Source organism: Streptomyces sp. NPDC048504 (assembly GCF_043200035.1).
Classification (GTDB): domain Bacteria; phylum Actinomycetota; class Actinomycetes; order Streptomycetales; family Streptomycetaceae; genus Streptomyces.
The window spans coordinates 210,129-235,553 of record NZ_JBICXA010000022.1 but is presented as its reverse complement, the minus strand read 5'-3'; the positions used below and the strand labels follow the sequence as shown (position 1 = coordinate 235,553).

23 protein-coding genes and 1 pseudogene are annotated in these 25,425 nt (G+C 69.6%); 16 read left to right on the top strand and 8 right to left on the bottom strand.

Annotated features, from left to right (window positions below; all coding sequences use genetic code 11):
• The first annotated feature begins 73 nt into the window (after positions 1-73).
• On the top strand, positions 74-754 hold the full coding sequence (locus tag ACGFY9_RS42545; RefSeq protein WP_393763525.1) for a tyrosine-type recombinase/integrase: 681 nt from the start codon (positions 74-76) through the stop codon (positions 752-754).
• A gap of 295 nt (positions 755-1,049) precedes the next feature.
• Here ACGFY9_RS42545 and ACGFY9_RS42540 read toward each other — a convergent pair whose 3' ends face one another.
• The 3 genes from ACGFY9_RS42540 to ACGFY9_RS42530 are packed head-to-tail and all read right to left on the bottom strand — an operon-like array spanning position 1,050 to position 4,713.
• Positions 1,050-1,400 carry a hypothetical protein gene (locus ACGFY9_RS42540; protein WP_393763523.1) on the bottom strand — a complete coding sequence of 117 codons (351 nt, stop codon included), beginning with the start codon at positions 1,398-1,400 and terminating at the stop codon, positions 1,050-1,052.
• Entirely contained in the window at positions 1,391-2,425 is a 1,035-nt protein-coding gene (locus ACGFY9_RS42535; RefSeq protein ID WP_393763521.1) for a hypothetical protein, read from the bottom strand. Before ACGFY9_RS42535 ends, ACGFY9_RS42540 begins: the two co-directional genes overlap by 10 nt.
• A gap of 17 nt (positions 2,426-2,442) precedes the next feature.
• Positions 2,443-4,713 (bottom strand): glycoside hydrolase domain-containing protein, encoded by a 2,271-nt coding sequence (locus ACGFY9_RS42530; RefSeq protein ID WP_393763519.1) that lies wholly within the window; start codon positions 4,711-4,713, stop codon positions 2,443-2,445.
• Positions 4,714-5,076: 363 nt separating this feature from the next.
• Here ACGFY9_RS42530 and ACGFY9_RS42525 point away from each other — a divergent pair, with 363 nt between their 5' ends.
• From ACGFY9_RS42525 to ACGFY9_RS42465, 13 genes are all read left to right on the top strand, one after another.
• Positions 5,077-5,880: a BTAD domain-containing putative transcriptional regulator gene (locus tag ACGFY9_RS42525; protein WP_393763517.1), complete on the top strand. Its 804-nt coding sequence runs from the start codon at positions 5,077-5,079 to the stop codon at positions 5,878-5,880.
• Positions 5,881-6,359: 479 nt separating this feature from the next.
• Complete coding sequence (locus tag ACGFY9_RS42520; RefSeq protein WP_393763515.1) at positions 6,360-6,854, top strand: hypothetical protein; 495 nt, start codon at positions 6,360-6,362, stop codon at positions 6,852-6,854.
• Positions 6,838-7,809 carry a bifunctional lysylphosphatidylglycerol flippase/synthetase MprF gene (locus tag ACGFY9_RS42515; protein ID WP_393763546.1) on the top strand — a complete coding sequence of 324 codons (972 nt, stop codon included), beginning with the start codon at positions 6,838-6,840 and terminating at the stop codon, positions 7,807-7,809. The genes ACGFY9_RS42520 and ACGFY9_RS42515 overlap by 17 nt, the downstream gene beginning before the upstream one ends.
• Positions 7,810-8,287: 478 nt before the next feature.
• Positions 8,288-9,418, top strand: coding sequence for an acyl-CoA dehydrogenase (locus ACGFY9_RS42510; RefSeq protein ID WP_393763513.1), 1,131 nt, complete (start codon positions 8,288-8,290; stop codon positions 9,416-9,418).
• A 100-nt stretch (positions 9,419-9,518) separates the two neighbouring features.
• A complete protein-coding gene (locus ACGFY9_RS42505) occupies positions 9,519-10,631 on the top strand; it encodes an SDR family oxidoreductase (protein ID WP_393763511.1) in 1,113 nt (370 codons plus the stop codon).
• A gap of 371 nt (positions 10,632-11,002) precedes the next feature.
• Positions 11,003-12,283 carry an aspartate aminotransferase family protein gene (locus ACGFY9_RS42500; RefSeq protein ID WP_393763544.1) on the top strand — a complete coding sequence of 427 codons (1,281 nt, stop codon included), beginning with the start codon at positions 11,003-11,005 and terminating at the stop codon, positions 12,281-12,283.
• A 55-nt stretch (positions 12,284-12,338) separates the two neighbouring features.
• A complete protein-coding gene (locus ACGFY9_RS42495; protein WP_393763509.1) occupies positions 12,339-12,806 on the top strand; it encodes an SRPBCC family protein in 468 nt (155 codons plus the stop codon).
• Positions 12,799-13,356 (top strand): flavin reductase family protein, encoded by a 558-nt coding sequence (locus tag ACGFY9_RS42490; RefSeq protein ID WP_393763508.1) that lies wholly within the window; start codon positions 12,799-12,801, stop codon positions 13,354-13,356. The genes ACGFY9_RS42495 and ACGFY9_RS42490 overlap by 8 nt, the downstream gene beginning before the upstream one ends.
• Entirely contained in the window at positions 13,353-14,699 is a 1,347-nt protein-coding gene (locus ACGFY9_RS42485) for an NAD(P)/FAD-dependent oxidoreductase (RefSeq protein WP_393763506.1), read from the top strand. Before ACGFY9_RS42490 ends, ACGFY9_RS42485 begins: the two co-directional genes overlap by 4 nt.
• A 101-nt stretch (positions 14,700-14,800) precedes the next feature.
• Complete coding sequence (locus tag ACGFY9_RS42480) at positions 14,801-15,481, top strand: class I SAM-dependent methyltransferase (protein WP_393763504.1); 681 nt, start codon at positions 14,801-14,803, stop codon at positions 15,479-15,481.
• Between the two features lie 11 nt (positions 15,482-15,492).
• The gene (locus ACGFY9_RS42475) at positions 15,493-16,914 is read left to right on the top strand and encodes a cytochrome P450 (protein WP_393763502.1); all 1,422 of its coding nucleotides are present in this window, start codon (positions 15,493-15,495) and stop codon (positions 16,912-16,914) included.
• Entirely contained in the window at positions 16,911-17,927 is a 1,017-nt protein-coding gene (locus tag ACGFY9_RS42470) for a hypothetical protein (RefSeq protein WP_393763500.1), read from the top strand. The genes ACGFY9_RS42475 and ACGFY9_RS42470 overlap by 4 nt, the downstream gene beginning before the upstream one ends.
• Positions 17,924-18,403, top strand: coding sequence for an SRPBCC family protein (locus ACGFY9_RS42465; protein ID WP_393763498.1), 480 nt, complete (start codon positions 17,924-17,926; stop codon positions 18,401-18,403). The genes ACGFY9_RS42470 and ACGFY9_RS42465 overlap by 4 nt, the downstream gene beginning before the upstream one ends.
• Before the next feature lie 126 nt (positions 18,404-18,529).
• Here the strand turns inward: ACGFY9_RS42465 and ACGFY9_RS42460 are convergent, their stop codons facing one another.
• The 4 genes and pseudogenes from ACGFY9_RS42460 to ACGFY9_RS42445 all read right to left on the bottom strand — a co-directional run.
• A complete protein-coding gene (locus ACGFY9_RS42460; RefSeq protein ID WP_393763496.1) occupies positions 18,530-20,083 on the bottom strand; it encodes an ABC1 kinase family protein in 1,554 nt (517 codons plus the stop codon).
• 93 nt (positions 20,084-20,176) lie between these two features.
• Positions 20,177-20,791 (bottom strand): hypothetical protein, encoded by a 615-nt coding sequence (locus tag ACGFY9_RS42455; RefSeq protein WP_393763494.1) that lies wholly within the window; start codon positions 20,789-20,791, stop codon positions 20,177-20,179.
• 63 nt (positions 20,792-20,854) lie between these two features.
• On the bottom strand, positions 20,855-21,361 hold the full coding sequence (locus tag ACGFY9_RS42450) for an RNA polymerase sigma factor (RefSeq protein ID WP_393763493.1): 507 nt from the start codon (positions 21,359-21,361) through the stop codon (positions 20,855-20,857).
• A 504-nt stretch (positions 21,362-21,865) separates the two neighbouring features.
• Positions 21,866-22,198, bottom strand: a pseudogene (locus ACGFY9_RS42445) (FAD-dependent monooxygenase); the annotation flags it as partial.
• 58 nt (positions 22,199-22,256) lie between these two features.
• Between ACGFY9_RS42445 and ACGFY9_RS42440 the strand changes: the two are divergent.
• Positions 22,257-22,871, top strand: coding sequence for a TetR/AcrR family transcriptional regulator C-terminal domain-containing protein (locus ACGFY9_RS42440; RefSeq protein ID WP_393763491.1), 615 nt, complete (start codon positions 22,257-22,259; stop codon positions 22,869-22,871).
• Between the two features lie 41 nt (positions 22,872-22,912).
• Here ACGFY9_RS42440 and ACGFY9_RS42435 read toward each other — a convergent pair whose 3' ends face one another.
• Positions 22,913-24,265 (bottom strand): M14 family zinc carboxypeptidase, encoded by a 1,353-nt coding sequence (locus ACGFY9_RS42435; protein ID WP_393763489.1) that lies wholly within the window; start codon positions 24,263-24,265, stop codon positions 22,913-22,915.
• A 178-nt stretch (positions 24,266-24,443) separates the two neighbouring features.
• On the opposite strand from ACGFY9_RS42435, the gene ACGFY9_RS42430 reads away from it, so the two are divergent.
• A complete protein-coding gene (locus ACGFY9_RS42430) occupies positions 24,444-25,418 on the top strand; it encodes a glycoside hydrolase family 11 protein (RefSeq protein WP_393763487.1) in 975 nt (324 codons plus the stop codon).
• The last annotated feature ends 7 nt before the right edge of the window (positions 25,419-25,425 follow it).

The window sequence follows — 25,425 nt, the reverse complement described above, 5'->3', positions numbered from 1 at the left end:
TTGAGACGTCAGACATCTCGATCAACAGCCCGGGGGCCTCGCTCGTTGCGCTTCACCGGCCATCACCTGATCGGTGGCCAACTCGAAGAAGCTCACTGTCTACCTGCAGTCGGGCACCGGCCAGCGACCCAGTGAGGCCCTGGCCTTTTCCAGCGAATGTCGGCGGGCTGGCTTCGTCAGAATCCGCTGGCAGGTCAGCGCCAAGGCTCACCGTGCCGACTGCCGCACGGCTTTCGTGCCCTGCAAGAACCGGGTGGAGGGTGAGTACCGAGACGTTCCGACTGCCCCGTTCGTCGATCAGGAAATTGAGGCCCACCTGTCGTGGCGTGCACCGGTGCCCGTGGTCTTCACAGGTCAGAGGGGCAAGCGGCTGAGGCTTGAAGTGTTCTTCGCCCCGCGTCAGCGCGGCAAGGGCACGATGCCCACCGCCTCCACCTACGGGTACCACTTCAAGAAGGCGTGCCGGTTGGCCGGCCTGATCGACGTGGACGGCAAGGCGAAGTACACGCCTCGCAGCCTGCGGCACTTCTTCGCCTCGATCGCCTTGGCCCATGGCGTGCCGATCCACGAGGTCTCGCGCTGGCTGGGTCACCGGTCGGTCAAGACCACGATCGACATCTACGGACATCTCGTACCCCGTGCCTGGCATCGCTGCAGGGAGGTTCTGCAGAACGCCATGCGGCCCGCGCCCCTTGACGCGGCGGTCCAGTCTCCGGAGGAGGTAAGACCAGGTGCTTGCACACAGGCCGCGTAGAGGGAGGGGCCCAAGGGGCGCCCGAGCTGCATGGTGCTGGGATAGACCTCCTGTGCTGGGGTCGTGCTGGGATGACCCTCTCCAGAACCGAGTTTCCGCAGGTGGGAGCTCTGTACTGTGGATTCCGGTTCAACGTGTGATTCGTTCGTTCACTGGATGTGAGCTATTGGGTCAAGCGTGCGCTTCGGAAGGGGCCGGGCTCTGTCGAGCCCGGCCCGCTGCTGGACGGAGACGAGCGCAGCTCTCCGCCGTGCCGTCGCGGTCGGCGCGGTGGCACCGTGCTTCGGTCGTCACGTCAGCCGGGTGATTCCGCGGAGGCCGTCCCCCGACGATCGAACCAGAGCGCTATTTCGGCGACGGTGGTCACGATCAGCAGCGCCAGGCAGCATACGAACCCGATCAGTCCGGCCTCCAGCCAGTAGATCCCATGCCAGTCCATGCACTCCAGGGCCGGTGAGCAGCCGACGGTTCCGGGGCTGATCTGCGGTCCCTTCTCGTGGTACCCGATGAGGAGACAGGCCACCGAGATGACGGTCGCGGCGGACAGCAGGCACCACCGGATCCGCCGTGTTCCCCACCACGACAGGATCCAGCCGACGATGGTCACCGCCGGCAGGATCCACACGTATCCACTGACTATTGCCACACGGCATCGGTCCGTGACATCGAGTTCCGGCCGGTCTGCCGTTGGGTGACGTGGTTGCCCGTGTCGATCAGCCCTATCAGAGGGTGCTTGATGGTCGGCAGATCGCCCGCCGGCTTCCGTGTCGTCACCTCCAGGCTCAGATCGAGCCGGTCACCGGACTTGAGCTTCACCGTTGTGCTCCACTTGGTTTCGAACAGCGACCTGGTCCGGGTACGCGAAAGGAGTCGTACACCGGCGTCGTGCGCTGTGTGATTGAGCCGGGCGTCGGCGACTTTGACGTCGCTCACGATCTGGGGATCCAGCGCCACGGAGAAGGACGCGGTCGCGGGGGCGGGGCCCGGTCCGACGCTGTGCACCGTGACCCGCACCGGATAGTAGTACCACCGCTTTCCGTTCCCCCACTCGTGGCGGTCCCAGACACCGCTGACCTCAAGGCCCCATGGTGTGGCGACGCCGCCGAACGTGCTCGGCCGGTGCGGCTGGAGGCTCCGTCGACCGCTCGCCTTCGCGTTCTTCCGGCTCACGGCGGCGGTCGAGTCCGCGGGCCCGACGACGAGATCGCGCGGATAGAGCACGGGGTAGGCGGTTCCCACGACGACCACCGGATCACTGCCCGCGGCGACGGTTTCGGCCAGGGTGACCGTGCAGGTCGCCAGTGTCGTCCTGGGGTCGGTGGTGATCGTGCTCGTCGTGCGCAGCCGGCGGTCGTCGACGGTGGCCACCGCGGCGGGCAGCGGGGAGTAGAGCCGAGGGTCGTAGGTGACGGTCACTTCGGTCCCGGCCGGAAGATTCGTCCCCGCGTGCTGGACCTGTACGGCCAACTGTCTGGGGAACGCCGCCGGTTGGACACCGACGCCGGGAAGGACCGCGACCGGGCTCGCGCCGACCGGCACCAGCACTACGTCCGAGGCCGCGGAATCGGCCCACGCCGGTCCGCCCAGACCGGGGACGGTGATGGTGGCGACGCCCAGTGTCAGACCTCCGAGGGCCAGGACCTGCCGACGGGTGACCTTCGGATCGTTCATGTCACGTCCTCGATTCGTCATGAGCAGTACTGGAGGATGGCGTCGCGGAATGCCGTCGCCACACCACCGATCGCGTCGGCGGACATGAATTCGGGAGAGGGGCAGGTCACCGATCCGAACTGGTCGTACCAGAAGGCTCCTCGGATGACGGCCATCTCGTCGGTGCCGCGGACCATCGCGTTCACGGCCGCCGTTCCCAAGGTGTCGGACGAACTGCCGAACCGGAGCGCGTAGAACGCCTTGCGTCGTGCGACGGAAGCGGCCGACGACGCGTAGTTCGCCTTGAACGCCGCGGACAGCGTCTGGCTTGAGTCCTGCAAGGCGCCGTGGCCCAGGATCCACGCGTCGATGTCGGCGAGGACATCGGCAAGCGAGAAGTAGGTGCCCTCACCTTTGGCGCCGATCAGGCCGGCGGCGTAGTCGTATGCCTGGTCGTCGGACAGCCCGCTCTGGTGGAACTGCCCCAGCACACTGACGAGATCGCCGCCCCAGGTCCCGAAGTCCGCCAGGTTGGCCGATGTGAGGTCGTCATCGAGACCGGTGGTGATGACGGCGCCGTACGACGCGCCGAAGTGGGCGACGTCGGAATCCCACAGCAGGTCGGGGTCGCGCAGCGGGCTCGCGAACGGCTCGTCGGGATAGGCGTTCACGAAGTCGACGAAGTCCTGGTCGAGCGAGCCGAAGGTGGTGTCGGCGCCCGTGAACTTGTAGAGCCCGTCGCGTGCCCGGAGGTACTGCGCGACCAGTTCGGGCGCGGACCGGGAGGTGTGCCCCTGGTCGATCCACTGGCCGGCCCTGGCTTCGAGCCAGATCAGGTAGGTGTAGAAGCCGTCGTTGGGATCGCGCGGCCGGGTCACGCTGTCGACGCCCAGATCCCGGCCCGAGACGATGTCGTTGTCGATCTCCACCGCGCCGCTGGTGCCGGGGGCCAGCGTGAAGTCCTTGATCTGGTCGAAGGCCCAGTTGTCCGGGAGCGGGTAGCCGAGATTGCCGCTGTAGCCGGTCGACATGCCGCTGACGAAGCTCCGGGTGGTGAGGCCCTCGGCCGCCAGGCGGATACAGGTGTTCCGGCACCCGTACACACCGATCGCGTACAGGCTGCCGTACGCGCCCACCCCGTCGTTGATGCCCTGGAAGTGCGGGATGATCACGCTGGTGATGTCCGCGTCGGTCGCGTCGAAGTCGACCGAGAAGTAGATGACCGTGCCGTAGGGGATGCCGAAGTCCATCGCGGCTCCGGCCGCGTCGTTTCCGGCCGCGACCCCCAGTTCGGGGCCGAAGTCGGTGATCACGTTGCCCTCGTCCTGATAGATCGGGAAGAGGGACAGGCCGTTGTCGAAGATGAGCGCGATCTCGGAGTTGGTCAGCACCTTGCTCGTGCCGCCGATCAGGTAGCGGCCGACTATCGAGTACCCGTTGTCCTTCACCGTCTGGATCGTCGTCGCGTTCAGCGGATACATGCAGTCGAACGCGGTGCCCTTGCGGTCCGGGTCCCCGGTCGACACCAGCAGCGACATCCATGTCTCGTAGTCGGCGGCGCTGTTGGCGTCCAGCGAGCAGAACTGCTGGAAACGCATCACCGTGTAGGCCAGGTCAGAACCGAACGTGCCGCCGCCGTCCCCCCAGTGCGCGTCGAAGTTGTTGAACGTGAGGGCACACTGGAACAACCGGACCCAGCCGGCCGACCCCGAGTCCTGTGAGCCGCTGGACACATAGGCGACCGTCTTGAGCGCCCCTTCGGTGGTCGGTCCGATGGCGCCCGTCACCTGGCTGTCCGTCAGGCCCATCTGGTACTGGATGCCCAGCACCAGGGCCTGCTGGACATTGCGGGAGAAGTGCCCGTCGCACGGTCCGATGAAGAACTGGCCCTTCTGGTAGTACGCGCTGTTGAGCCACTGCTGGCAGGTCCGGATCGTGTCGGAGCCGCCGGCCGTTATCACGTACGCGTCCATGGTCAGCAGTGCTTTGAAGACCTTCGGCTCCACGTCGTAGAGCTGGCTGTCCGGGACCGGTGGACCCGGCAGGCCCATGTCCGCCACCAGGGCGGTCACACCGGCGCCGGTGTCCACGTTGAAGCCGCCGTCGATGTCGCCGCCGCTGTAGCCCTTGCAGTAGAGGGCCGCCTCCGCGATGGTCCGCATGTTTATGTTGGCGGAATCCCGCCCGACCGGGCCGTAGGCGTTGAGATCCGCCCATGTCGTCGGCCCGAAGTTGTCGGACAGCGTGGTGATGCCGAGTTCGTGCTGGAGTGCCCGGGTGAGGCAGTAGATCGTCTCCCAGCCGGTCATTCCGTTCTCGGTGCACGGGTTGTAACCGGATATGCCTGTGTATGTTGCATTGACCCATTGCTGAGCCTTGAGAACCATTTGATCCACAGGGTGGCCCTTCTTGGTTCAAGCGAGCCGGACGACCAAGAAGATGTCAGCTCGCTCCATCGCCTTCCCATCGCCTCCCCATCACCAGGTCATCGCCGGGCCGCAGCGAGCGGATGTGCATGAGGTCCCCAAGGCGGCCTCAAAGAGCCATAAAGAGTCGTGCTCAGGCGCAGCAAAGGAGTCTGCGGCACCTATACTTTCAAACATGTGGTAGCGGCATCCTGTTGGTTTTCTGTGAATCTCCTTGCTCCCGTCTTTTATCGGAAGGGATGGCCGATGCCCGACTTCGGGATTCTCGGGCAACCGTATGCCGAGCCCCTCCGGTCCAGCATCGGCGTTAACCGCAGGCGTGAATGGATCATTCTTTCCGCCGTGATGACGCGGCCCAACGCATTTGTTTCCACGAGCGCGCTCATCGACGCGATGTGGGATACCGGCCCGCCGCGGACGGCACGCGAACAGGTGATGAACTGCCTCGGCTCCATTCGACGGGCGATCACGGCATCGGGCGCCGCCGACATGCGTCTCGACCGGGTCCGGGACGGGTGCGTGTTCGGTATCGACGCCGAACGGATCGACCACGTCGTGTTCTCCCGGCTCCATGCCGAGGCGGAGTCGGCGAAGGCGCTCGGGCGGGTCGAGTCCAGCCTCGGCCTGTACGAGCGTGCGCTGGCGCTGTGGCGCGGCGGCGTGTACGACGGGCTCGATGTACCGAGTCTCGCCTCGCACGCGGCGGCGCTGGAGGAGCAGCAGGCGATCGCGGCCGAGGAGTACTTCGCCCTGTCGATCGCGACCGGCCGCGGCAGCGGGGTGATTCCGCGCCTTCTGCGGCACGTCGGGGAGCATCCGCTCCGGGAGCGCGGAGTCGCCCTTCTGATGTCGGCGTTGCACGGCGAGGGCCGAACTCATGACGCCTACGCGGTGTACGCGAGCCTTGCCCGTCGGTTGGGGGAGGGACTCGCGGTCGGGCCGGGCCGCGAGGTTCGCCAAGCCCTGGATGCGGTCCTCGGCGGCACGGTTCCGTTCCCCGCTCCCAGGACCGACGCGTTTTCGGATGCCGAGATGAGCGCTCCGTCTTGAGACGGTGGTTCTTGGATGTTTGCTTCGATGGGCACCGGGGCGCGACTCCGAATGGTCAAGTTTGCCGGGACCGAAGAGCACGAGATGAGGCCGCAGCCGGGATTGACCCCCTGATCGGTGTCCTTGCACGCCGCCGGAGGTGTACCGACCGGCCGTGCCCGTCGGCCGACCTGCCGGAGGTGCTGGATGCGATCACTCGAAGGAACGTCTCCGCAGGTGGGAGCTGTGTGAGCAACTGAAGCCAGCACCACGTTGCTGTCCTGGCTGGCATGCAGGTCAGGTGGCTCCCAGCTCATCGGAGTCGGGCCCCTGGTCGTCTCGCTCGCAGGACTGTCCGGGTGCCGGGTCGGCGCTGAGGATTCCGCTTCACCGTGTAGCGCGCTCGTAGGTTTATAGTAAAAGTTATTAATTCTGTATTTGTTTTTCTGTGAGGGTTTCCTTCGCTTCCCCCGTAAACAAGGGTGAAGGGCGGAGGGTACATGGACGCAAAAAACAGATTCGAGACGAGAGCCACTTTCCTGCTGCTGCGCACGGAATGGCTGGGCGGTCTCGTTGTATGTGCCGTGCTTGCCGTGCGGCATTTTTCGGAGATCCGGTGGGGAGTGTTTATAGCCCTCTTCGTCGTCATTGATGTCATTGGATATCTTCCCGGCGCCCTGGCCTTCCGGAGGAGTGGGGGTGGGCGTATCTCGCGCTGGTACTTCGTGGCGTACAACACCATGCACAGCCTCGTGACCGCGGGCGTCGTCGCCGGGTTGTGGGCGGTGCTGGTGAAGCCGGAGTGGGCGCTGCTCGCTCTGCCCCTGCATCTGCTGGGGGACCGTGCCCTGTTCGGGAATTCACTCAAGCCGTTCGGGGTGCTTTTCGAACCGCATTCGCATCCGGCGTACGTCGAATTCGAGCGGGCATACTCTGATTCGGACGGAAGGAATTCCGATGACCTCCGAAGGGGTGCTGATGCCGTCCGTCTTTGAGACCCTGGTCCGGCACAGTGACAATCCGAGTTCTTTTCTTGCCCTCAATCAGGGTAATGAGTACTTCCGGGATCCACGGTTCGACGGCACCTGCGTCTATCGCCGGTCGGGGCGTCATCTGCTCCAGTTCGCGGGGCCCTTCGCGGCCGAGGAGCAGCGTGCGGGTCTGCTGGACGCCTTCGCGGCGCAGGCCCGGCCGCGCCGGCTGGTGGCCGTACAACTGCAGCGGGCGGACGCCGAGTTGTACGGGGCGCACGGGTTCACGGTGAATCAGCTCGGGGCGTCGTACGCGGTCGACCTGGGCCGGTTCACGCTGCGCGGATCGGCCTTCGTACGGCTGCGCAACAAGATATCCAGGGCCCGGCGCGCCGGTCTTGAGGTGGTCGAGGCTCCCACCGTGGCCGACGACGAGGTGCGGAGCGAGCTGGATCTCATCGACCGGGCCTGGCTGCAAGGCAAGGGCGGTGCCAAGGAGCTGCGGTTCCTCGTGGGGGAGCGGACCGGGCTGGCTCAGCGGCACCGGCGGTTGTTCGTGGGGCGGATCGGCGGGGTGGCCGTCGGGTACATCAGCTACTCGCCGGTCTTCGGCAGCCGGCCGGGCTGGCTCCACGACCTCAGCCGGCGTTCCCCGGACGCTCCGCCCGGGGTGATGGAGGCGCTCAACGCGACCGCGATGGAGCGGATGTCGGCCGACGGCGCGGGCTGGCTGCACTTCGGCTTCACGCCCTTCACCGGTCTCTCCGACGAGCACGAACTGCCGTGTGCGAGCCGTACGTTCACGCGCTGCGTGCGGTTGCTCGCCCAGCACGGCGAACGGATCTACCCGGCCGCCGCGCAGCTTGAGTACAAGCGGAAATGGGCGCCCCACGTGGTGCTGCCCGAGTACATCGCCTTCCAGGGGCGGCCCGGTCCAGCGGCGGTGTGGCAGCTGCTGCGTGCCACGCGAGCGGTGTAGGGGCCGGGCGATCAGTCCTGCCAGTTCCGCTGCCCGATCAGTTCCGCTGCCCGATCAGTTCCGCTGCCCGATCAGTCCCGCCGTCCGATCAGTCCCGTTGTCCGGCCATCCTCGTCGTCCCGCCGGTCCCGCGCGTCCGGCCAGTCCCGCCGTCCTGCCGGTCCCACGGGTCCGATCAGTCCCGCTCGTCCGACCAGGCCCGTCATCCCGCCCGTCCCGCTCGTCCGATCGGTCCCGTCGTCCTGCCGGTCCCGCGCGTCCGGTCAGTCCCGCCGTCCTGCCGGTCCCGCGTGTCCCATCAGTCCCGTTGTCCGGCCAGTCCGTCAACTTGCCAGTCCCGCCGGTCCGATCGGTCCCGTCATCCCGTCAGTTCCGCCGTCCGACCAGTCCCGTCAATCCACCATTCCCGCCACCCGTCATTCCCGTCCGTCGGACGGGGTTCAGCGCGACCGGGTCCCGTCCCGGAGCAGGGGAGCACATGAGGTTTCTGGAGCGCGAACGCGCCGTACTGACGAAAATGCTGCCGGGGCTCGACGAGAGTCTGCGGGCGGTGCCGCTCATGGAGCTGGAGAGCCCGCGCAGCCCCGGTATCGGGCTCTTCCGCGACAGCGGCGGGCCCGGACTTGTGGTGCCGGTCTCCTGCAAGGGGAAGGGCGCCTCCGCGCTGGACGCCCTGCGGGTGCAGCGCGCGCTGGGCAGCAGGTCGCCGTCCCTGGCGGTGGCCACCACGATGCACCACTTCTCCCTGGCCACCCTGGTCGGTCTGGTCACCGACGGCGAGGGCCTGGAGTGGATGCTCGTCGAGGGAGTGGCCTCAGGCAACCGCCTGGTGGCCTCCGGCTTCGCCGAGGGGCGGCCGGGCGCCGGCATCCTCTCCCCGTCGATGACCGCCACGGTGGGACCGGACGGGGTGCGGATCAGCGGGGTGAAACGCCCGTGCAGCCTCGCCCGGTCCATGGATCTGCTCACCGCCAGCGTCCTGGTACCCGGTGAGCAAGGGGCGCGCGACGAGCTGGCGGTGGCGCTGGTGCCCGCCGAGAGCGAGGGCGTGAGCGTCAGCGGATTCTGGTCCAGCACCTTCCTGTCGGGAGCGGAGAGCGACCAGGTCACCCTCACGGATGTGCTCGTACCGCCGGAGCTGCTGCTGCGTACCTCGGCCACGGAGGGGCGGCTGGACGAACTGCAGACCGCGGGCCTGGTCTGGTTCGAGCTGCTGATGACGGGGAGCTATCTCGGGGCCGCGAGCGCGCTGGTGGAGCGGGTGCTGCGCAACGAGCGAGTGCCCGACTCCGAGCGGGTCCGGCTGCTGGTGGAGGCCGAGGGCGCGATGGCCGCCGCGGAGGGCGTCGCCCGTCGGCTCGACGAGGGCTGCCCGGACGAGTCGACACTCGCCGACTCGCTGTACGTGCGGTACTGCGTGCAGGACGCCCTGGCCCGCATCGTCCCCCGGGCGGTGGAACTGCTCGGCGGCCTCAACTTCATGAGCTCGGACGAGGTCGGACACCTCGCGGCCTGCGCCAACGGGCTCTCCCTGCACCCGCCCGCCCGGTCCAGGATGACCGGCCCGCTGGCGGCACACCTGGCCGACGGCCCGCTCACCGTCGCCTGATCCGACCCCGGGCACGACTACGTCCCCGGGTACGACTCCGGACGTCTCCACGAACGGCGTCCCCCCCCAACACCCCCTACCCGATGGGAGTTTCCGAACCATGCCGCCAGAACCCACCGGTCCGTCCAGCCCATCCCGTCCGTCCCGCTCTCGAAGTCAACGCCCGACCCTGCTGCTCACCGGCGCCGCGGGAGTACTCGGCCAGGCACTGATCGACGAGCTCTGCGACGACTACGACCTGATCTGCCTGCGCCACCGGGCACCCCTGGACGACCCCCGGGTACGGGAGGTGACGGCGGACCTGCGCGCCCCCGGTCTGGGGCTCTCCGCGGCCCAACGGCTGGACCTCGCCGCCGAGGTGGACGTGGTCGTGCACTCCGCCGCGGCCACCAACTGGCGGCTGGACCCGGCCGACATCTGGCGCACGAACCTGGACGGCACCCGGTCGATGCTCGACCTCGCGGCCCGCGCCGACGCCCCCTTCTTCTACATGAGCACCGCTTTCGTGGCGAACCCGCTCGCGCCCGAGGAGCGGGAGCGTTTTCCCGGGGCGGCCGCCTACCTCGCCTCCAAGACGGCGGCCGAGGAGGCCGTACGGTCGGCCGAGGTCCCCGGGGTCGTCCTGCGTCCGTCCCTGGTCATGGGCGACTCGTCCACCGGCCGGATCGCCCGGGTGCAGGGCCTGACCCGGGCGCTGGGCGGGATCGTCAAGGGCCAGGTCCCGGTGCTGCCGGGCTCGCCCGGGACACGGATCGACATGGTGCCGCAGGACGTGGTGGCCCGCGCGGTGGGCGACCTGGTCAGATCCGGCGTCGCGCAGGGCGAGTACTGGCTGACCGCAGGGCGCGAGGCCATCCTGCAGCGGGAGGTCGTCGACATCTGCCTGGAGTTCGCCGGACAGCACGGTGAACGCCCGCACCCGCCGCGGCTGATCCCCGTGGAAGCCGTGCACCGGCTGCTGCTGCCACTGCTGGAGGGGCCGTCCTTCCCCGCGCTGGTGCGGCGCCGGCTCCAGGACTACGCCGAGCTGCTGCTGGTCTTCCAGCGCGAGCTGCCCTTCGCGTCCGACCTGGGGACACCGCACTGCGGCACGGCCCCCACGCGCGCCGCGATCCGGTCGGCGCTGACACGCAACGTGGAGTGCTGGGCCACCGGCCGAGGTGGCCTGCGCCGGCCGCGCACGCCCCAGACCCCGGCGGAGCTGGCGTCATGACCGCGACAGAGGCGGCGGCTCACACCGCCGTAGGGGTCGCTGGTCCCGTCGCCACAGAGACGGCCGCTCCCGCTATCGCAGGGATGGCTGCTCCCGTTACAGCAGGGACGTCCGGTCCCGTCGCCGTGGAGACGGCCGCTTCCGCCCCCGTGGAGACGGCCGGTCCTGTCGCCGTAGAGGTGGCGGCTCACGCCCCAGTGGGAGTGGCCGCCCACGCCGCCGTAGAGGTAGCTGCTCCCGCCCCCTCAGCGACGGCCGGTCTCGCCCCCACAGGGGTGGCCACTTGCGCCGCCGTAGAGGCGGCCGGTCCCGCGCTCGCAGAGACGGCCTCTCCCGCCGCCGTGGAGACGGCCGCTTCCATCCCCGCAGGGGTGGCCTCTCCCGCCCTCGCAGAGACGGCCGCTCCCGCCCCCACAGGCCCGCCCCCCGACACCGCCGAGCTCTACCGGCGTCACCTCGGCACCGGCCGCGCGGTCATGGGCACGGTGCTGGGCGGGATGGCCGAGGTCCACTCCGAAGGCGCCTGGGTGCACACCGACGATGGGCGCCGGTACCTGGACTTCGGGGGCTACGGCGTCTTCATCCTGGGGCATCGGCACCCGGCCGTACTCGACGCGGTGCAACGGCAGTTGGACGCGCATCCGCTGGCCACCCGGGTGTTCCTGGAGCCCGTCGCCGCGCGGGCCGCTGCCGCGCTGGCCGCGCGCACCCCGGCGGGTCTCGACCACGTCCACTTCGTCAACTCCGGTGCCGAGGCCACCGAAGCGGGACTGAAGCTGGCCCGTGCGCAGGGACGCAACGCGCTGGTGACCACCGTGTCCGGGTACCACGGCAAGACCCTGGGGGCGTTGAGTGTCACCGCCAACTCCCTCTACCAGAAGCCCTTCGAGCCGTTGTTGCCGGACACCGCGCAGGTCGCCTACGGGGACTTGGCCGAGCTGGAGGCGGCACTCAGTGAGCGCCGTGACCGCGCCTGCGTGATCCTCGAACCGGTGCAGGGCGAGGGCGGGGTGCGTATCCCGCCGCCCGGGTATCTCGCGGAGGCGGCCGGGCTGTGCCGTGCGTACGGCGCCTTCCTGATCGTGGACGAGGTGCAGACCGGTCTTGGCCGGCTCGGTACCTGGTGGGGTGTGGACGCCGAGGGCGTGGTGCCCGATGTCCTCCTCGTGGGGAAGGGGCTCAGCGGTGGTGTCGTACCGGTGGCGGCGATGGTCGCCACCAAGGACGCCTACGGTCCGTTCTCCCGCGACCCCTACCTCCACACCTCGACCTTCGGCGCCTCGCCGATCGCCTGTGCCGCGGCGATGGCGGCGGTGGAGACGATCGACCGTGAGGACATCGTGGGCCGGGCCGCCGCGCTCGGCCGGCAGTTGCTCGCGGGAGTCGTGGAGATCTGCGCCCCCTACCGGGACCGCCTGGTGCACGAGGTCCGTGGCAGGGGACTGCTGATCGGGATCGAGTTCACCCGGGCACAGGCCGTCGGCGAGACGCTGCTGGAGCTGGTGAGCCGCGGCGTCCTGGTCAACCACTCGCTCAACTCCACGCGTGTGCTCCGGCTGACGCCCCCGGCGATCGCCGACGCCGACGAGACCCAGCTCTTCCTGGACGCCCTGGCCGAAGCTCTGCGGGCCCTGCACACCCGCCTCGGCTGAGCGTCATGACATCGGCACGACAGCCCCCCACACACACCAGTGAGGACGAACCCCCATGCGCCATGTGACAGTCCGGATGACGGCTCAGGGCATCGACCCCGAGCACGCCTACCGGAGGATCAGCGACTTCAGCCGGTACCCCGAACTCACCACGACGGTCCGCGCGGTGGAGGTGCAGCCTCCGCGTCCCGACGGTTCCGTGGTCTCCGCGTGGACCGTCTCCTTCCGCAACGGGCTGATGCGCTGGACGGAACGCGACACCTTCTCGCCGGCCGCCCTCTCCATCGCGTTCGAGCAGCTCAGCGGCGACTTCGAGACCTTCGAGGGCAGCTGGGCCTGCGAGGCGCACCAGGACGGCACCACCGTCACCTTCCGGGCCGCGTTCGACCTGGGGATTCCCACGCTGGCCGAGATCCTCGACCCGGTGGCCGAGTCGACGTTACGCACCAACATCGAGAAGATCCTCCAGGGTCTGCTCGGCACGGTGTCACCGGCCGGTCTCGCGGACGCCGCGCATGGCTGACCTCGTCCTGGCCCGCCCGCCGGACCCGGGCCAACAGCTGCGGGACGAGCCCGGCCCGGACACCGAGCACTGCCTGCGCCTGTACGCGAAACTCGCCTCCGGCGTCACCGTGATCACCACACAGGGCGGGGCCGGCCCAGCCGGCATGACCGTCTCCTCCCTCACCTCGCTCTCGGCCCGCCCACCCCTCCTGCTCGCCTGCCTGCGCAACGGCTCCCACACCCTGTCGGCGATCCGCGGCCGGCGCGTCTTCGCGGTCAACCTGCTGCGCGACAACCAGAGTTCGCGGGCTGCCCGCTTCGCGGATCCGGCGGCCTCGTCGGCGGAGCGGTTCCGCGGGATCCCGCTGCGTCCGGTCCTGGGAGCCCCCGTCTTCGGCGACGCGCTCGGCTGGTCGGTCTGCCTGGTCGAGGACATCCGCCGCTACGGCGACCACAGCGCGGTGGTGGGACGGGTGGCCGCGGTGCAGGTGGCGTCGGGGCGACCCCTGCTCTGGCACGACCGGAGGTTCGGGTCGCTGTCCGGGGCAGGGGAAGGAGCGCCCCGGTGACCCTTTTCGCGCCGGGCACACCCTGCTGGGAGTCCGGGGACCCGGACGGCACGGACCCGCCGTCCACCGTGCGCGGCCGGATCGGTACCGATGTCGCGGTGGTGGGCGCGGGACTCGTAGGACTGTCCACGGCCTACCACCTGGCGGAACGTCAACCTTCCCTGGACATCGTGGTGGTGGACGCGCGACGGCCGGCGGCCGGTGCCAGCGGGCGGGGCACCGGGCTGCTGGGTCCGCGGGTGGGCCCGCCGGTCGACCGGGCGGTGCGTCGGCACGGGCCCGTCGTCGCCCGCCGGATGCACCGGGCCAGCGTCGAGGCGGTACGGCACGTCGTGGAGCTGTGCGACCGGCTCGGCGTGCCCTGCGCGGACGGGGAACAGATCGTCGCCGCGCGCTCCCGCACCGGGCTGGCGTCCCTGGCCCGGCAGGCCGCCGCCTACCGCGCCCTGGACCTGGACGTGCCCGTCCTCTGCGCCGCCGACATCCGGCGTCGGGTCGACGTGCCGTACCACGCGGGTCTGCTCCACCGGCACACCGCCACCCTCGACCCGGCCGCGCTGACGGCGGCGCTGGCGAGGGCCTGCGTGGCCAAGGGCGTACGGCTCTACGGCGGCAGCCCGCTGCGGGAGGTGCGCGGCGGGGACGGACACGGGCCTGAACTGCTGTTCCCGCACGGCACCGTGCGGGCGCCGTCGTCCGTGCTGGCGGTGAACGCCGGGGTGGCCGGGCTCGGGCTGCCGGTGGGCACGGTGCTCGGGCTTGAGGTGCACGCGGTGGCGACCGAGCCGCTGGGCCACGAGGCGCGGGCGCTCCTCGGGCACGGTGGCCTGGCGGTGATCGACGCGGTGCCGCTGGCCCCGTACTTCCGCCTCACCGCGGATGGACGGTTGGTGGTCGGGGGCGGCACCGCCCTGTGTCCGGACGGGATCGGACCCCGCCGTAGAGCTGTGCTGCGGGTCTTCGCGTTCCACCGGCTGGAGCAGTGGCTGCGGGCCCTGCACCCGGCGCTGGCCGGGGTGGAGGTCACGCACCGCTGGGCGGGCGGGATCGGGGTGACGGCCGACGGCCTCCCCGTGGTGGGGCCGGTCCGGGGCCGGCCCGGCGTCTGGTACGCGGGCGGCTGCAACGGGCACGGTCTCGCGATGTCCGTGGCGCACGGCGCCTACCTCGCCGCATCCCTGTTGGGCGACGCGGACAGACGCGAGCCGCTGCCCTGGCACCGCTCCCGGGCAGCCCGGCTGCCGGTGTCGGGGCCGGCCCGGCCGCTCCTGCGGGCCCATCTGGCCGCGCTGGACCGTACCGCCCGCCGCGCGGCGGTGCCCGCACTCGGGCCCCGGGGGTGAGGAGCCGCCGTAGACCATCCGCGCCGTGGACCATCCGTCCGGCTTCCCTTCGACTGCCGCACCACCACACGGACTCCGGGCTCACCGGGAAAGGAATGTCAATGATCGGGACACTGCTGGCAAGGCCGTTGGAGCTCATGGAGGAGAACTTCCGCAGGCCGACCGGGCGAGCCGGGCGGTTCTTCGGAAACCTGATGGCGGTGCAGCACCGGAGCCTCACCGAGTGGACGATCGAGCACATGGACGTGCGCGGCCGCCAACGGGTGCTGGACGTCGGCTGCGGCGGGGGCATGGCGGTGAAGCTGCTGTCGCGGCGGGCCGCCCAGGGATTCGTCGCCGGGGTGGACTACTCGATGGAGATGGTCGAGCAGGCGGCACGGCGCAATCTGCCGGCGATCGCGCGCGGCCGGGTCGAGGTTCGGCACGGGGACTGCTCCCAACTGCCGTACGCGGACGCCTCGTTCGACCAGGTCTGCGCGATCGAGACCTTCTACTTCTGGCCGGATCCCCTGGGCGGTCTCGCCGAGGCGTACCGGGTGCTCAAACCGGGCGGCCAGGTGGCCGTCACGCTGGAGATGAGCCGGGAGGCCGCTGACGATCCGTCGCTGACGCAGCGGTTCTTCGGCCGGCGCTTCACGGAACGCTCGCAGCGGGCGGGGCTGCACATCCTCTCCGGGGACGACCTGGTGGAACGGCTCACCAAGGCCGGGTTCCAGGACGCCCGGTTCGTGTCGGAGCCACGCCGTTCGCTGGGCTGGGTCTGCGCGCTGGCGCGGAAGTGAGGGCGATCGCGATGACCGGCGTACGCGATGGTGTGGCGGCGGGTGCCCCGAGGGCGGCCGGGCTGCCGTTGCTGGGCAGTGTGCTGGACTTCCGGCGCGACATCCTCCAGGCCATGCACCGGGGGCGCGCCGCCCACGGCGACCTGGTCCAGTACCGGCTCGGGCCGGTGGCGGTGCACGGGGTGTCCAGTCCGGAGCTGGCCGCCGAGGTGCTGACCGACAGCGACCGGTTCGGCAAACTCGGGCCGGACAATCCGCTCCGGCTCGTCCTCGGCGAGGGCCTGCTGACCAGCGACGACCACAAGAGCTGGCTGCGCAACCGGCGGATGATGCAGCCGATCTACACCAAGCAGGCCCTCGCGGGCATGTTCGCGACGATGGGGGTCTCGGCGGCCGAGCAGATCGCGCACATGGCCGGCCGCTACCGGACGGGCGCGGTGGTGGACCTGCACACGGAGATGATGCGGGTCACCCTCGACATCGTCAGCCGCTGCATGTTCAGCACCGATGTGAGCCGGACCCTGGCCGGTCTCGGCCCGGACGCGGTGGACGTCGCCATCAACTACGCCTTCGACCGGCTGCAGAACCCGCTGAGCCCGCCGACGTCCTGGCCGACCCCGCGCAACCGGCGCTTCCACGAGGTCATGCGGGGACTCGACGACCTCATCTATCGAATCATCGCGGAACGCCGGCAACCCGATGCCGGCACCGGCGGCGGGGACCTGCTGGACATGCTGCTGGCCGCCCGCGACGCCGACACCGGCCAGGGGATGACCGACCGGGAGCTGCGCGACGAGGTGATCACGACCTTCGCCGCCGGGCACGAGACCACCGCGATCACCCTCACCTGGGCCTTCTACCTGCTCTCCCGGCACCGTGAGACGCTGGAGCGGGTCCAGCGGGAGGTGGACGGCGTCCTGGGCGACGACCTGCCCACCCCCGACGACCTGGCGGCGATGCCGTACACCCTGCGGGTCTTCGAGGAGGCCCTGCGGCTCTACCCGTCGGCGCCGATCCTGCCCCGGCTGGTCCTGCGGGACACCGAACTGGGCGGCTACCGGGTGCCTGCCGGGTCACGCGTCCTGGTGAACCTGTACGACATCCACCGGCACCCCCGGCACTGGCCGGACCCCGAGCGCTTCGACCCCGACCGCTTCCTGGCGGAGACAGGCAAAGGGCGGCATCGCTTCGCGTATCTGCCGTTCGGCGCGGGGCCCCACCTCTGCATCGGGAAGCACTTCGCGCTCATGGAGGCGCATCTGCTGCTGTGCGCCCTGGTGCGCCGCTGGGAGTTCCGCCATGTTCCCTCACACCGGGTGGTGAACCACGCCACCATCACCCTGCGGCCCAGGTACGGAATGCTGATGACGATGCATCAGCGGACGCCCTCGGCCGCACGTACCGCCCATGTCGCCGGAGAACGGACCTCATGAACGCCGACGCCTCGCTCCTCGACCCCGAGCACATCAACCGGACCCGCTACCGGCCGGGCCAGCGGGCCGGCCACTACGAGAGCTTCTACCAGCGGGGCAACCACCCCACGGAACCCCGCGCCTTCTGGATCAGGTACACCGTGTTCAGCCCTGCCGGGATGCCCGAGGCGGCCATCGGTGAGCTGTGGGCGATCTGGTTCGACGGGGTGACCGGCCGGCATGTGGTGGCCAAGGAGGAACACCCCATCGCCGACTGCCACTTCAGCACCGACTCGTTCGGCGCCCGGGTCGGCGACCGCGTGCTGGAGCCGGGCCGCCTCAAGGGCGAGGCGCGGGGACCGGACGGCCGGATCGGCTGGGACCTGACGTACACCGGGGACCAGCCGCCGCTGCTCCTGCTGCCGCCGAGGATGTACACGGGCGGCTTCCCCAAGGCCAAGAGCCTGGTCGGCACACCGCTCGCCCGGTACAGCGGCAGCCTCGACGTCAACGGCGAGGAGATCGACATCGACGGCTGGACGGGCAGCCAGAACCACAACTGGGGCAGCCGGCACACCGACCACTACGCCTTCGGGCAGGTCGCCGGGTTCGACGGGGAGCCCGACAGCTTCCTGGAGGTCGTCACCGCCCGCGCCAAGCTCGGCCCGGTGCACATCCCGCAGGTCACCTTCCTCGTCCTGCGCCACGACGACCGCGAGTACTCGCTCGTGTCCCTGCGTCAGGCGCTCACCGCGAAGGCGGACTTCGGCTACTTCTACTGGGACTTCGCCACGTCCGACGGCACCGTCGACATCCGCGGCAGGATGACCGCCCCCAAGGAACGGTTCGTGGGCCTCAACTACTACAACCCGCCGGGCGGGATCAAACACTGCCTCAACACGAAGATCGGGTCCTGCACGGTCGAGATCGCCAACCGGGTCACCGGCAGGCGCACCGCGCTCAAGACCGACAGCCGCGCCCTGATGGAGATCCTCACGGACGACCGTGAGCACGGCATCACCATCCGCGCGTGAGCGGCCCGGCCTCGCTCAGCGAGCGCGTCACGGTCCGGGTGCCGCCGGACACGGCGTACGCCGCCGTCAGCGACGTCACGCGCATGGGGCAGTGGAGTCCGGAGGTCCGCGGCGCCCGTGTGCTGGGCGGCCGCGGGCCCGTGCGCGTGGGCACCCGCTTCGTGGGACTCAACCGCGCCGCGTGGCTGCCCTGGGCCACCCTGTGCACCGTGGTCGCCGCCCGGCCGGGGAACTGCTTCTCCTTCAGGGTCAGCATCCTGGGTGTCGCCCTGTCGCAGTGGACGTACCGGTTCACGGAGGTACCCGGGGGATGCGAGGTGACGGAGGAGTGGCTGGACCTGCGGTCGGCGGTCGCCGGACGACTGCTCACCGTCGTCAGCCCGGTGGTCACCGGCGTGGTCCGGCGCCGCGAGCGCAACCGCGCCACGATGAGGGCGACACTCGCCGCCCTCCGGACGGCGCTGGAGGGCGGCTGAGGCCGGGGCCTGGAGGATGGCCTGGGGCGGGTTTCTAGCGGCCGGTCGAGGCGGGAGCCCGGGGGACGTCCGAGACGGGTTCCTTGCGGGCGGTCGAGGCAGCGTGTGCGCCGGGACCCGGACGCGTCAGCGGGATCGACGGCGGTGGTCCAGCAGCAGTGCCATGGCACCCAGGGCGATCAACCCCGCGTAGGAGGAGCCGCGTTCGCCTCCCAGGGCGGCCGGTGTCCTCGGGTGGTGGACCTGGAGCGCGAACCGCCGGTTGGACGCGTCGGCCAGCAGGCCGCGCAGCTGCTCGGGGCTGGTGGTGGCCGTGACCATCAGGTCCATCGCCGTACGGCCCAGCTGCTCCAGCGAGATGAACTCGCCCAGCAGGGACATCACGATGCCGCGGACCTCGCCCTTGAAGATCTCCGCGAGCGACAGTTCGGGCGCCAGGCAGCGGACCGAGCCTTCGAGGTTGGCGAAGGACTTTCCCAGCAGGGAGATCGAGGGCGCGGAACCGATGCCCCGCTTGGTGGCCTTCTCCAGCACCGTGGTGAGCGAGACACCGAAGTTCAGCTCGCCCAGCGAGGCGCTGGAGATCTTGGGGACCAGCGCCGCCATGTCGGCGGCGAACGCCGGCAGGTTCGCCCAGGCGGTGAGTTTCCCCATGTCGGCCCAGGCGCGGGCCAGACCGTGTCCGTCGTTCTGCGCCAGCGCCATCAGCAGCGGCAGCAGTTGGAGACTGGTCCGCTTGTCCAGGCGCCCCACCATGCCCCAGTCGATCAGCGTCGCGGGGCCCCCGGGCAGCGCGAAGACGTTGCCCGCGTGCGGGTCCGCGTGGAACGTCCGCTGGACGAAGTAGCCGCGGTACATGAACCGCAGCAGGTCCTTGCCGATGTCGGTGCGTTCGCGGTCGCTGAACGCCCTGGGGTCCAGATGCCGTACGGACATCCCGGGAGCCATCGACTGCACCAGCACCCGGGGTGTGGCGGAGAGGACCTCGGGCACGGCCAGGGTGCTGAAGTCCCGGGCCGCCTCCCGGCCCTCCTCCATGTTGCGGGCCTCGCCGGTGAAGTCCAGCTCGGGTTCCATGGCGTCGAAGATCGAGCCCAGCATCGCCTCGACATCGATGACCTCGTTGAAGCGCGGTGCCGCCCGGGCCACGATCCGGGAGGCCCGGCGCAGCAGGGCCATGTCCGCCCGTACCGCCTCGCGGATCTCCGGCCGCTGGATCTTCACCACGGCCGGCCGGCCCCCGGGCAGGGTCACCTTGTAGACCTGGGCCAGCGACGCCGCCCCGAGGGGCTTGCTGGTGTCGATGTCGTCGAACCTGAGCTTCCAGTCGGGGCCGAGATCACTCTCCAGGACCGGCTCGAACAGGGAGAACGGCTGCACGTCGACCTGGTCGTGCAGGTTCTGGAACTCGGCGATCATCGAGGGCGGCACCATGTCCGGCCGGGTGGAGAGGATCTGGCCGAGCTTCACATAGAACGGGCCCAGGCTCTCCAGTGCTTTTCGTACGGCCCTTGCGCGTCGTTGGGCGTCCCCGGCGGCGGATTCCTCCTCCTCCGCCGGGGACCAGCCGTTCCCCTTGGATCTGCCGCGTTCCCGCGCCGTATGACCGACCTCGTCGGCGATCAGACTGCCCAGCACCTTCACGACCAGCCGGAGCCGGTCGCCGATCAAGGTCCTCACGACGCGGGTTCCCTCCTAAGGGTTCTGCGGCAGCCGGCCCGGCACACCGGGCACGGACCGCGGGTCAACGGCCTGGTGCCAGGGCGGCGTCGGTCATCCCTTCTTGGCCGGCGGACGGACTCCGGCACTCGCCGCGACATCGCTGATCGCGTCCAGGGAACCGACCAACGTGGAGAGCAGGTCGGTCAGCCTGGCGATCTGCTGGGGCAGGGTCGCCAGGGATTCGGCCAGGCCGCCGAGACCGCCCACGGCAGCGGGCAGTCCCGCCGCCGCACCGGCGAGCTGCCCGAAGGCCGCGAGCGGATTGTTGGAGGAGCTGGACGAGCCGGCCAGCCCGGCGAGGGCCGCCGCCGGATGGGTCGCGCCCGCCAGTGCGGCGAGCGGGTTGGCGTTCGCGAGTGCGGCCAGGGGGTTCACCGGACCGGAGCCCCGGTCGGAGGAGGCGCCCGCCAGGAGGGCGAGCGGGTTGGCGCCGGCGAGTGCGGCCACGGGGTTCACACCGCCGAACGCGGCCATCGCCTGGAGCGCCCCGAGGGGGGTCCCGGCCAGGGCCGCCATCGGATTGCCGGAGCCGAACCAGTCCGGGTAATCGGACTTCCTGGACTTGTTCGGCGGGTCGAGGAAATCGTTGAAGGCCTTGTTGGAACTGTCGGCGATGTCGCCGAGTAAGTTCTTGATGGTGTCCTGCGTGCTCGGTTTGTCAGCCACTTTTTCGGGTGTCCTTCCCTAAGGGCATCATGGAATAGGCCAGAATGCCCAACCATTTTTCGGTCATCCGCAGGATTCGCCCAGAGACTGGGTGCACATGTGCCGGAGCCTTGCTCTGCCACGTGTGAAAGCACCCTCGGCGGCCTTTACGGAGATCTGGTTGATGCGGGCGAACTCGACGATGGAGATCCCGTCGGCCCGCGCGAGCATCACCTGCCGTTCCCGGCCACGGAGCTGGCCGGCCTGCCGGAGCAGCCAGCGACCGAATTCCTGGTCGCAGACGGCTTCCTCCAGCATCTCCGGCGCCCCGTCGGCGGTGATGCGCAGCAACAGCCGCTGCCAGCGCTCCCGTTCCCGGTAGCTGTCGATGCACAGCCGCATGGCGACCGTGGTCAGGAAGGCCCCGAGCCGGTCGCGGTCCAGGTCGCGGTGGGTCGCCGCCCGCAGCATGGCCTCCTGGACGCAGTCCTCGGCGTCATGCGGATTGGGCAGCCGACGCCGCACCAGACGCAGGAGGCGCTCGCGATGCTGAAGGACTTCAGTCCAGTAGGAATCGCGGCATAAGTGCATGCGTATCACCAATGATCGAACGAAAGAAATGTTCCCGGCGATTGTTTTCACGCATGCTCTCATGGCACGAAAATCCCCTCCACTCTTTCCACCCCCTCACCCTTCCTTTTCATTCTTCGGCGGAAACAACGGCTTTCTGCCCTCGGGGGAGGTGGTTAACCCGCACATCACACCCTTCCTTCGTTTGAATGAGAAAATGAGAAGGGATAACAGTATTTTCGGCTCGGCGACGAGCGGGGCTTTCAGCGCTGCTCCGGCTTCCAGCCAGTGGACCGGATGCCAGTCCATGCACGCGAAGGCCGGCGAGCGGCCGGTGTCCTCCGGACTGGCAGGCGAGCCCTTCGTGAGGCCCCCGATGACGACGCAGAGCACGGAGACGACGGCCGAGGCGGACAGCAGGCTCCACCGGAGCCACCGCGGTCCCCACCACGACAGGATCCAGCCGACGACGGCCACCGCCGGCGGGATCCACACATAGCGACTGATCATTCCCACACCGCCTCTGTCCGCGACGTCGAGTTCCGGCCGGTCTGCCGTTGAGTGCCCGGTACTTGTTCGGCATCGACGCCGAACGGATCGACCATGCCGAGTTCTCCCGGCTGTGCGCTGGTGGATACCGCGGGAGGCCGGCACCTCGACGCCGCGCGGGTGCACGGTGAGCGCCTTGGAGCGGTTGTCGATCCCCGTGCGGAGTTCCAGGACGGTGACGGAGATGCCGTTCAGCCGGAGTTCGGCGGCCAGCCAGAGGCCGACGGGGCCGCCTCCGGAGATGACGACCTGCGTGGTTTCCACCCGCCGCGTCCCTGCCTGCTCTGCTTCCGCCTGCTGCGCACCCATGAGATCACCCATTTCTTGGTCGCCGACCTAGAGTCGCCGGGTGAAGTAAACTAGGTCAGTGACCAACAAGCGACAGAGTGACCGACTGGATCCGGCCACGGTGATCCGCGCAGGGCTCGACCTCCTGGACGAGAAGGGCCTGGACGCGGTGTCCACGCGCGCGGTCGCCGACCGGCTCGGCGTGCGGATCAACACCGTGCAGTGGCATGTGAAGACCAAGGCCCGGATGCTGGAGCTGATGGCGGACGCCGTGATCGGTGAGATCCCGCTCACCGGTCTGCCGAACGTCCCCGCCGAACGCGCCCGCGAACTGGCCCGCCGGTTCCGCCGCGCGCTGCTGTCCCATCGCGACGGCGCGGCACTCGTGGTCGGCACCTACGCCGCCGAGCCCAAGACCCTCTCCTACGCGGAGGCTCTGGTCGAGGCACTGCTCGCGTGCGGCCTGGGTGACCGCGAGGCCGCGTGGACCTCGTGGGCCGTCGTCTACTTCGCGCTCGGGCTCACCCAGGAGGAACAGGCCGTGGATCACCGGCCGTTGGGCGACATCCTGGCGCGCGCGATCTCCGGGACGACCCATCCCGCGCTCCACCGGGTGGCCGGGCATCTCGCGCCGGCGTCGTTCGAGGAGCGGTTCGAGTTCGGGGTGGCGGCGCTGCTTGCCGGACGGCGGTGAGCGGGAGTGTCTCCGGGCTCGCGTGCGCGACCGCCGTGTGTTCAGCGGGGAGCCTTCAGGGCGCTGTCCGCCCCGGCCAGAACCGTACGTGCCTGGTGTTCCACCTGGTGGCGGACCGGTACCCAGCGCACCCGTAGGGCCTCCTCGGCGTCCGCGCACCACGCGGTGAAGAGGTCGTCCAGCTCGCGATACAGAGCCGGGGCCGCTTGATCGTCCGACGCGTGCAGGAGCCGTAGCAACAGGCCTGCCGCGCGGATCGGTTGGCGGCGGGCCACGATGTTCAGGGCCGCGACCTGGGCCGTCGTCAAGCGCCGCGGATCGTCGTCGGCCGACGCGGTCGCGGCCTGACGGGCCAGTGGTTCCCAGGAGTTGGCGACCATGTCGTAGAGGCCGTCGGCCATCCACTCCAGCACGCGTCTGAGCGGGTCGTGTCGGGGCGGTGACAGGAAGGCGCGTGCCTTTTCGAGTACGGCGGTCACCTGGCGGCCGCCGTCCAGGACCAGGCCGGCCAGGTCGCAGAGGGCGTGTTCGGCGTCCGGGTACGGGGTCAGGTCCTGGGCCAAGTCGCTTGCCCACATGGGGACTTCGACGATCGCGGTGACACCGCCGTACCGCAGGGGTGCGCACCAGGTGGACGCGCCGATGTTCTCCGAACCGGCCGCCAGGCGTGCGGTGTTGTCCGGCGGGGGCAGGACGTAGACCGCGGGGCCGGGGTTCTCCCAGTACAGGGCGTCGTACGTGCCGTGCTGGAGCGGGATGCCGAGTTCCGCGGCGGATGTGCGGAAGGGCGCGGCCAGTTCGGGGAGGTCGCGGGTCAACTGGACCCAGCTGCCGCCCACATCGGTGCTGTGCAGGGAGCACTGGAGGAACGGTCGCAGGGCGTCGATCGTCTCGAACAGCGCCTCGCTCTCCGGGAGTCGGCGCGCGACGATCGGGGCCCACTCCGGTTGCTCCGCCGCGATCGGGCGATAGGTGGTGCGGTAGTAGCTCCGCAGGGTGGGGGCCGCCGTGCCCGGCACGCCTTGGGCGCCGGCCTCGCTCACGGCCGCGCCGTCCGGGTCGAGGCACAGGACGATGTCCCAGGTGACGACGGCCGGGTCGGTCGCCGCGAACAGCCGTTCTCCACGCGCCACTTGCTCCGCCAGCACGAGCGCGGTCGCGCCGCCGACCGGCTCGTCGGGGTGCGGGCCGGCGACCACGAGGACGTGATGCCGCCCGTGCCCCACGGACAGCATCAGGATCGGGCGGCCCGCGCGGGATCTCCCGATCCGGCGCAGTCGGCAGGCTTCGGGATACCGGGCGACCAACTGCCGTGCGGACTGGGCGACTTCGGCGACGGTGGGGTAGCGGTCCGTATGATCGGGGAATTCTTCGAAACATTCGGGCGAAAACATTCGACGCTCGGATCTTGTTTGTCGGCTATCCATAAGTGGCCTCCTGGCGTGAATCGTTCAATTGTGCTTATGAGCTGGGAAGTTCGGCAAAAGTTCAGACATTGGCGAGCGGCGAATCTTTCGTATTCGATACCGAAACTATTGACAGTTGACAGGGGCAGACCAACACTGGCGCGCCATGGACAACACACCCGCACGCACGACGAAACGCTTCAGGCTGCTGGTCAGCGGTGCCTGCACCCTGCTGCTGGCACTCCTGGCGGCGATGACCCTGCCCGGCACCGCCAGTGCCGACACCGTCGTCACCACGAACCAGACCGGCACCAACAACGGCTACTACTACTCGTTCTGGACCGACACCCAGGGTTCGGTCTCCATGAACCTCGGCTCCGGCGGCAACTACAGCACCACCTGGAGCAACACCGGCAACTTCGTCGCCGGCAAGGGCTGGAGCACCGGCGGCCGCCGCAGCGTGACGTACTCGGGGACCTTCAACCCGTCCGGCAACGGCTATCTGTCGCTGTACGGCTGGACGTCGAACCCGCTCGTCGAGTACTACATCGTCGACAACTGGGGCACCTACCGGCCCACGGGCACGTACATGGGCACCGTCACCAGCGACGGCGGCACGTACGACATCTACAAGACCACGCGCTACAACGCCCCCTCGGTGGAGGGCACGAAGACCTTCGACCAGTACTGGAGCGTCCGGCAGACGAAGCGCACCGGCGGCACCATCACCACCGGCAACCACTTCGACGCCTGGGCCCGCGCCGGGATGCCGCTCGGCAGCTTCAGCTACTACATGATCCTCGCGACCGAGGGCTACCAGAGCAGCGGGAACTCCAACATCACGGTGGGCGGGACGAGTTCGGGCGGCGGCACCAGCGGCTGCACGGCGACTCTGTCCGCCGGCCAGCAGTGGAGCGACCGCTACAACCTCAACGTCTCGGTCACCGGCTCCAGCGACTGGACCGTGACGATGAACGTCCCGTCGCCCGCGAAGGTCCTCTCCACCTGGAACATCGCGGCCACGTACCCGAGTTCACAGGTGCTGACCGCCAAGCCCAACGGCGCCGGCAACAGTTGGGGCGCCACCATCCAGGCGAACGGCAACTGGACCTGGCCCACGGTCTCCTGCACGGCGAGCTGACCGCCCC

Excerpts from the sequence above, each read along its gene's own strand:
- ACGFY9_RS42505 (WP_393763511.1), top strand. The coding sequence starts at position 9,519 with ATGCCGCCAGAACCCACCGGTCCGTCCAGCCCATCCCGTCCGTCCCGC.
- ACGFY9_RS42510 (WP_393763513.1), top strand. The coding sequence starts at position 8,288 with ATGAGGTTTCTGGAGCGCGAACGCGCCGTACTGACGAAAATGCTGCCG.
- ACGFY9_RS42430 (WP_393763487.1), top strand. The coding sequence starts at position 24,444 with ATGGACAACACACCCGCACGCACGACGAAACGCTTCAGGCTGCTGGTC.
- ACGFY9_RS42495 (WP_393763509.1), top strand. The coding sequence starts at position 12,339 with ATGCGCCATGTGACAGTCCGGATGACGGCTCAGGGCATCGACCCCGAG.
- ACGFY9_RS42470 (WP_393763500.1), top strand. The coding sequence starts at position 16,911 with ATGAACGCCGACGCCTCGCTCCTCGACCCCGAGCACATCAACCGGACC.
- ACGFY9_RS42530 (WP_393763519.1), bottom strand. The coding sequence starts at position 4,713 with ATGACCGGCTGGGAGACGATCTACTGCCTCACCCGGGCACTCCAGCAC.
- ACGFY9_RS42480 (WP_393763504.1), top strand. The coding sequence starts at position 14,801 with ATGATCGGGACACTGCTGGCAAGGCCGTTGGAGCTCATGGAGGAGAAC.
- ACGFY9_RS42490 (WP_393763508.1), top strand. The coding sequence starts at position 12,799 with ATGGCTGACCTCGTCCTGGCCCGCCCGCCGGACCCGGGCCAACAGCTG.
- ACGFY9_RS42520 (WP_393763515.1), top strand. The coding sequence starts at position 6,360 with ATGGACGCAAAAAACAGATTCGAGACGAGAGCCACTTTCCTGCTGCTG.
- ACGFY9_RS42450 (WP_393763493.1), bottom strand. The coding sequence starts at position 21,361 with ATGCACTTATGCCGCGATTCCTACTGGACTGAAGTCCTTCAGCATCGC.
- ACGFY9_RS42525 (WP_393763517.1), top strand. The coding sequence starts at position 5,077 with ATGCCCGACTTCGGGATTCTCGGGCAACCGTATGCCGAGCCCCTCCGG.
- ACGFY9_RS42535 (WP_393763521.1), bottom strand. The coding sequence starts at position 2,425 with ATGAACGATCCGAAGGTCACCCGTCGGCAGGTCCTGGCCCTCGGAGGT.
- ACGFY9_RS42475 (WP_393763502.1), top strand. The coding sequence starts at position 15,493 with ATGACCGGCGTACGCGATGGTGTGGCGGCGGGTGCCCCGAGGGCGGCC.
- ACGFY9_RS42515 (WP_393763546.1), top strand. The coding sequence starts at position 6,838 with ATGCCGTCCGTCTTTGAGACCCTGGTCCGGCACAGTGACAATCCGAGT.
- ACGFY9_RS42435 (WP_393763489.1), bottom strand. The coding sequence starts at position 24,265 with ATGTTTTCGCCCGAATGTTTCGAAGAATTCCCCGATCATACGGACCGC.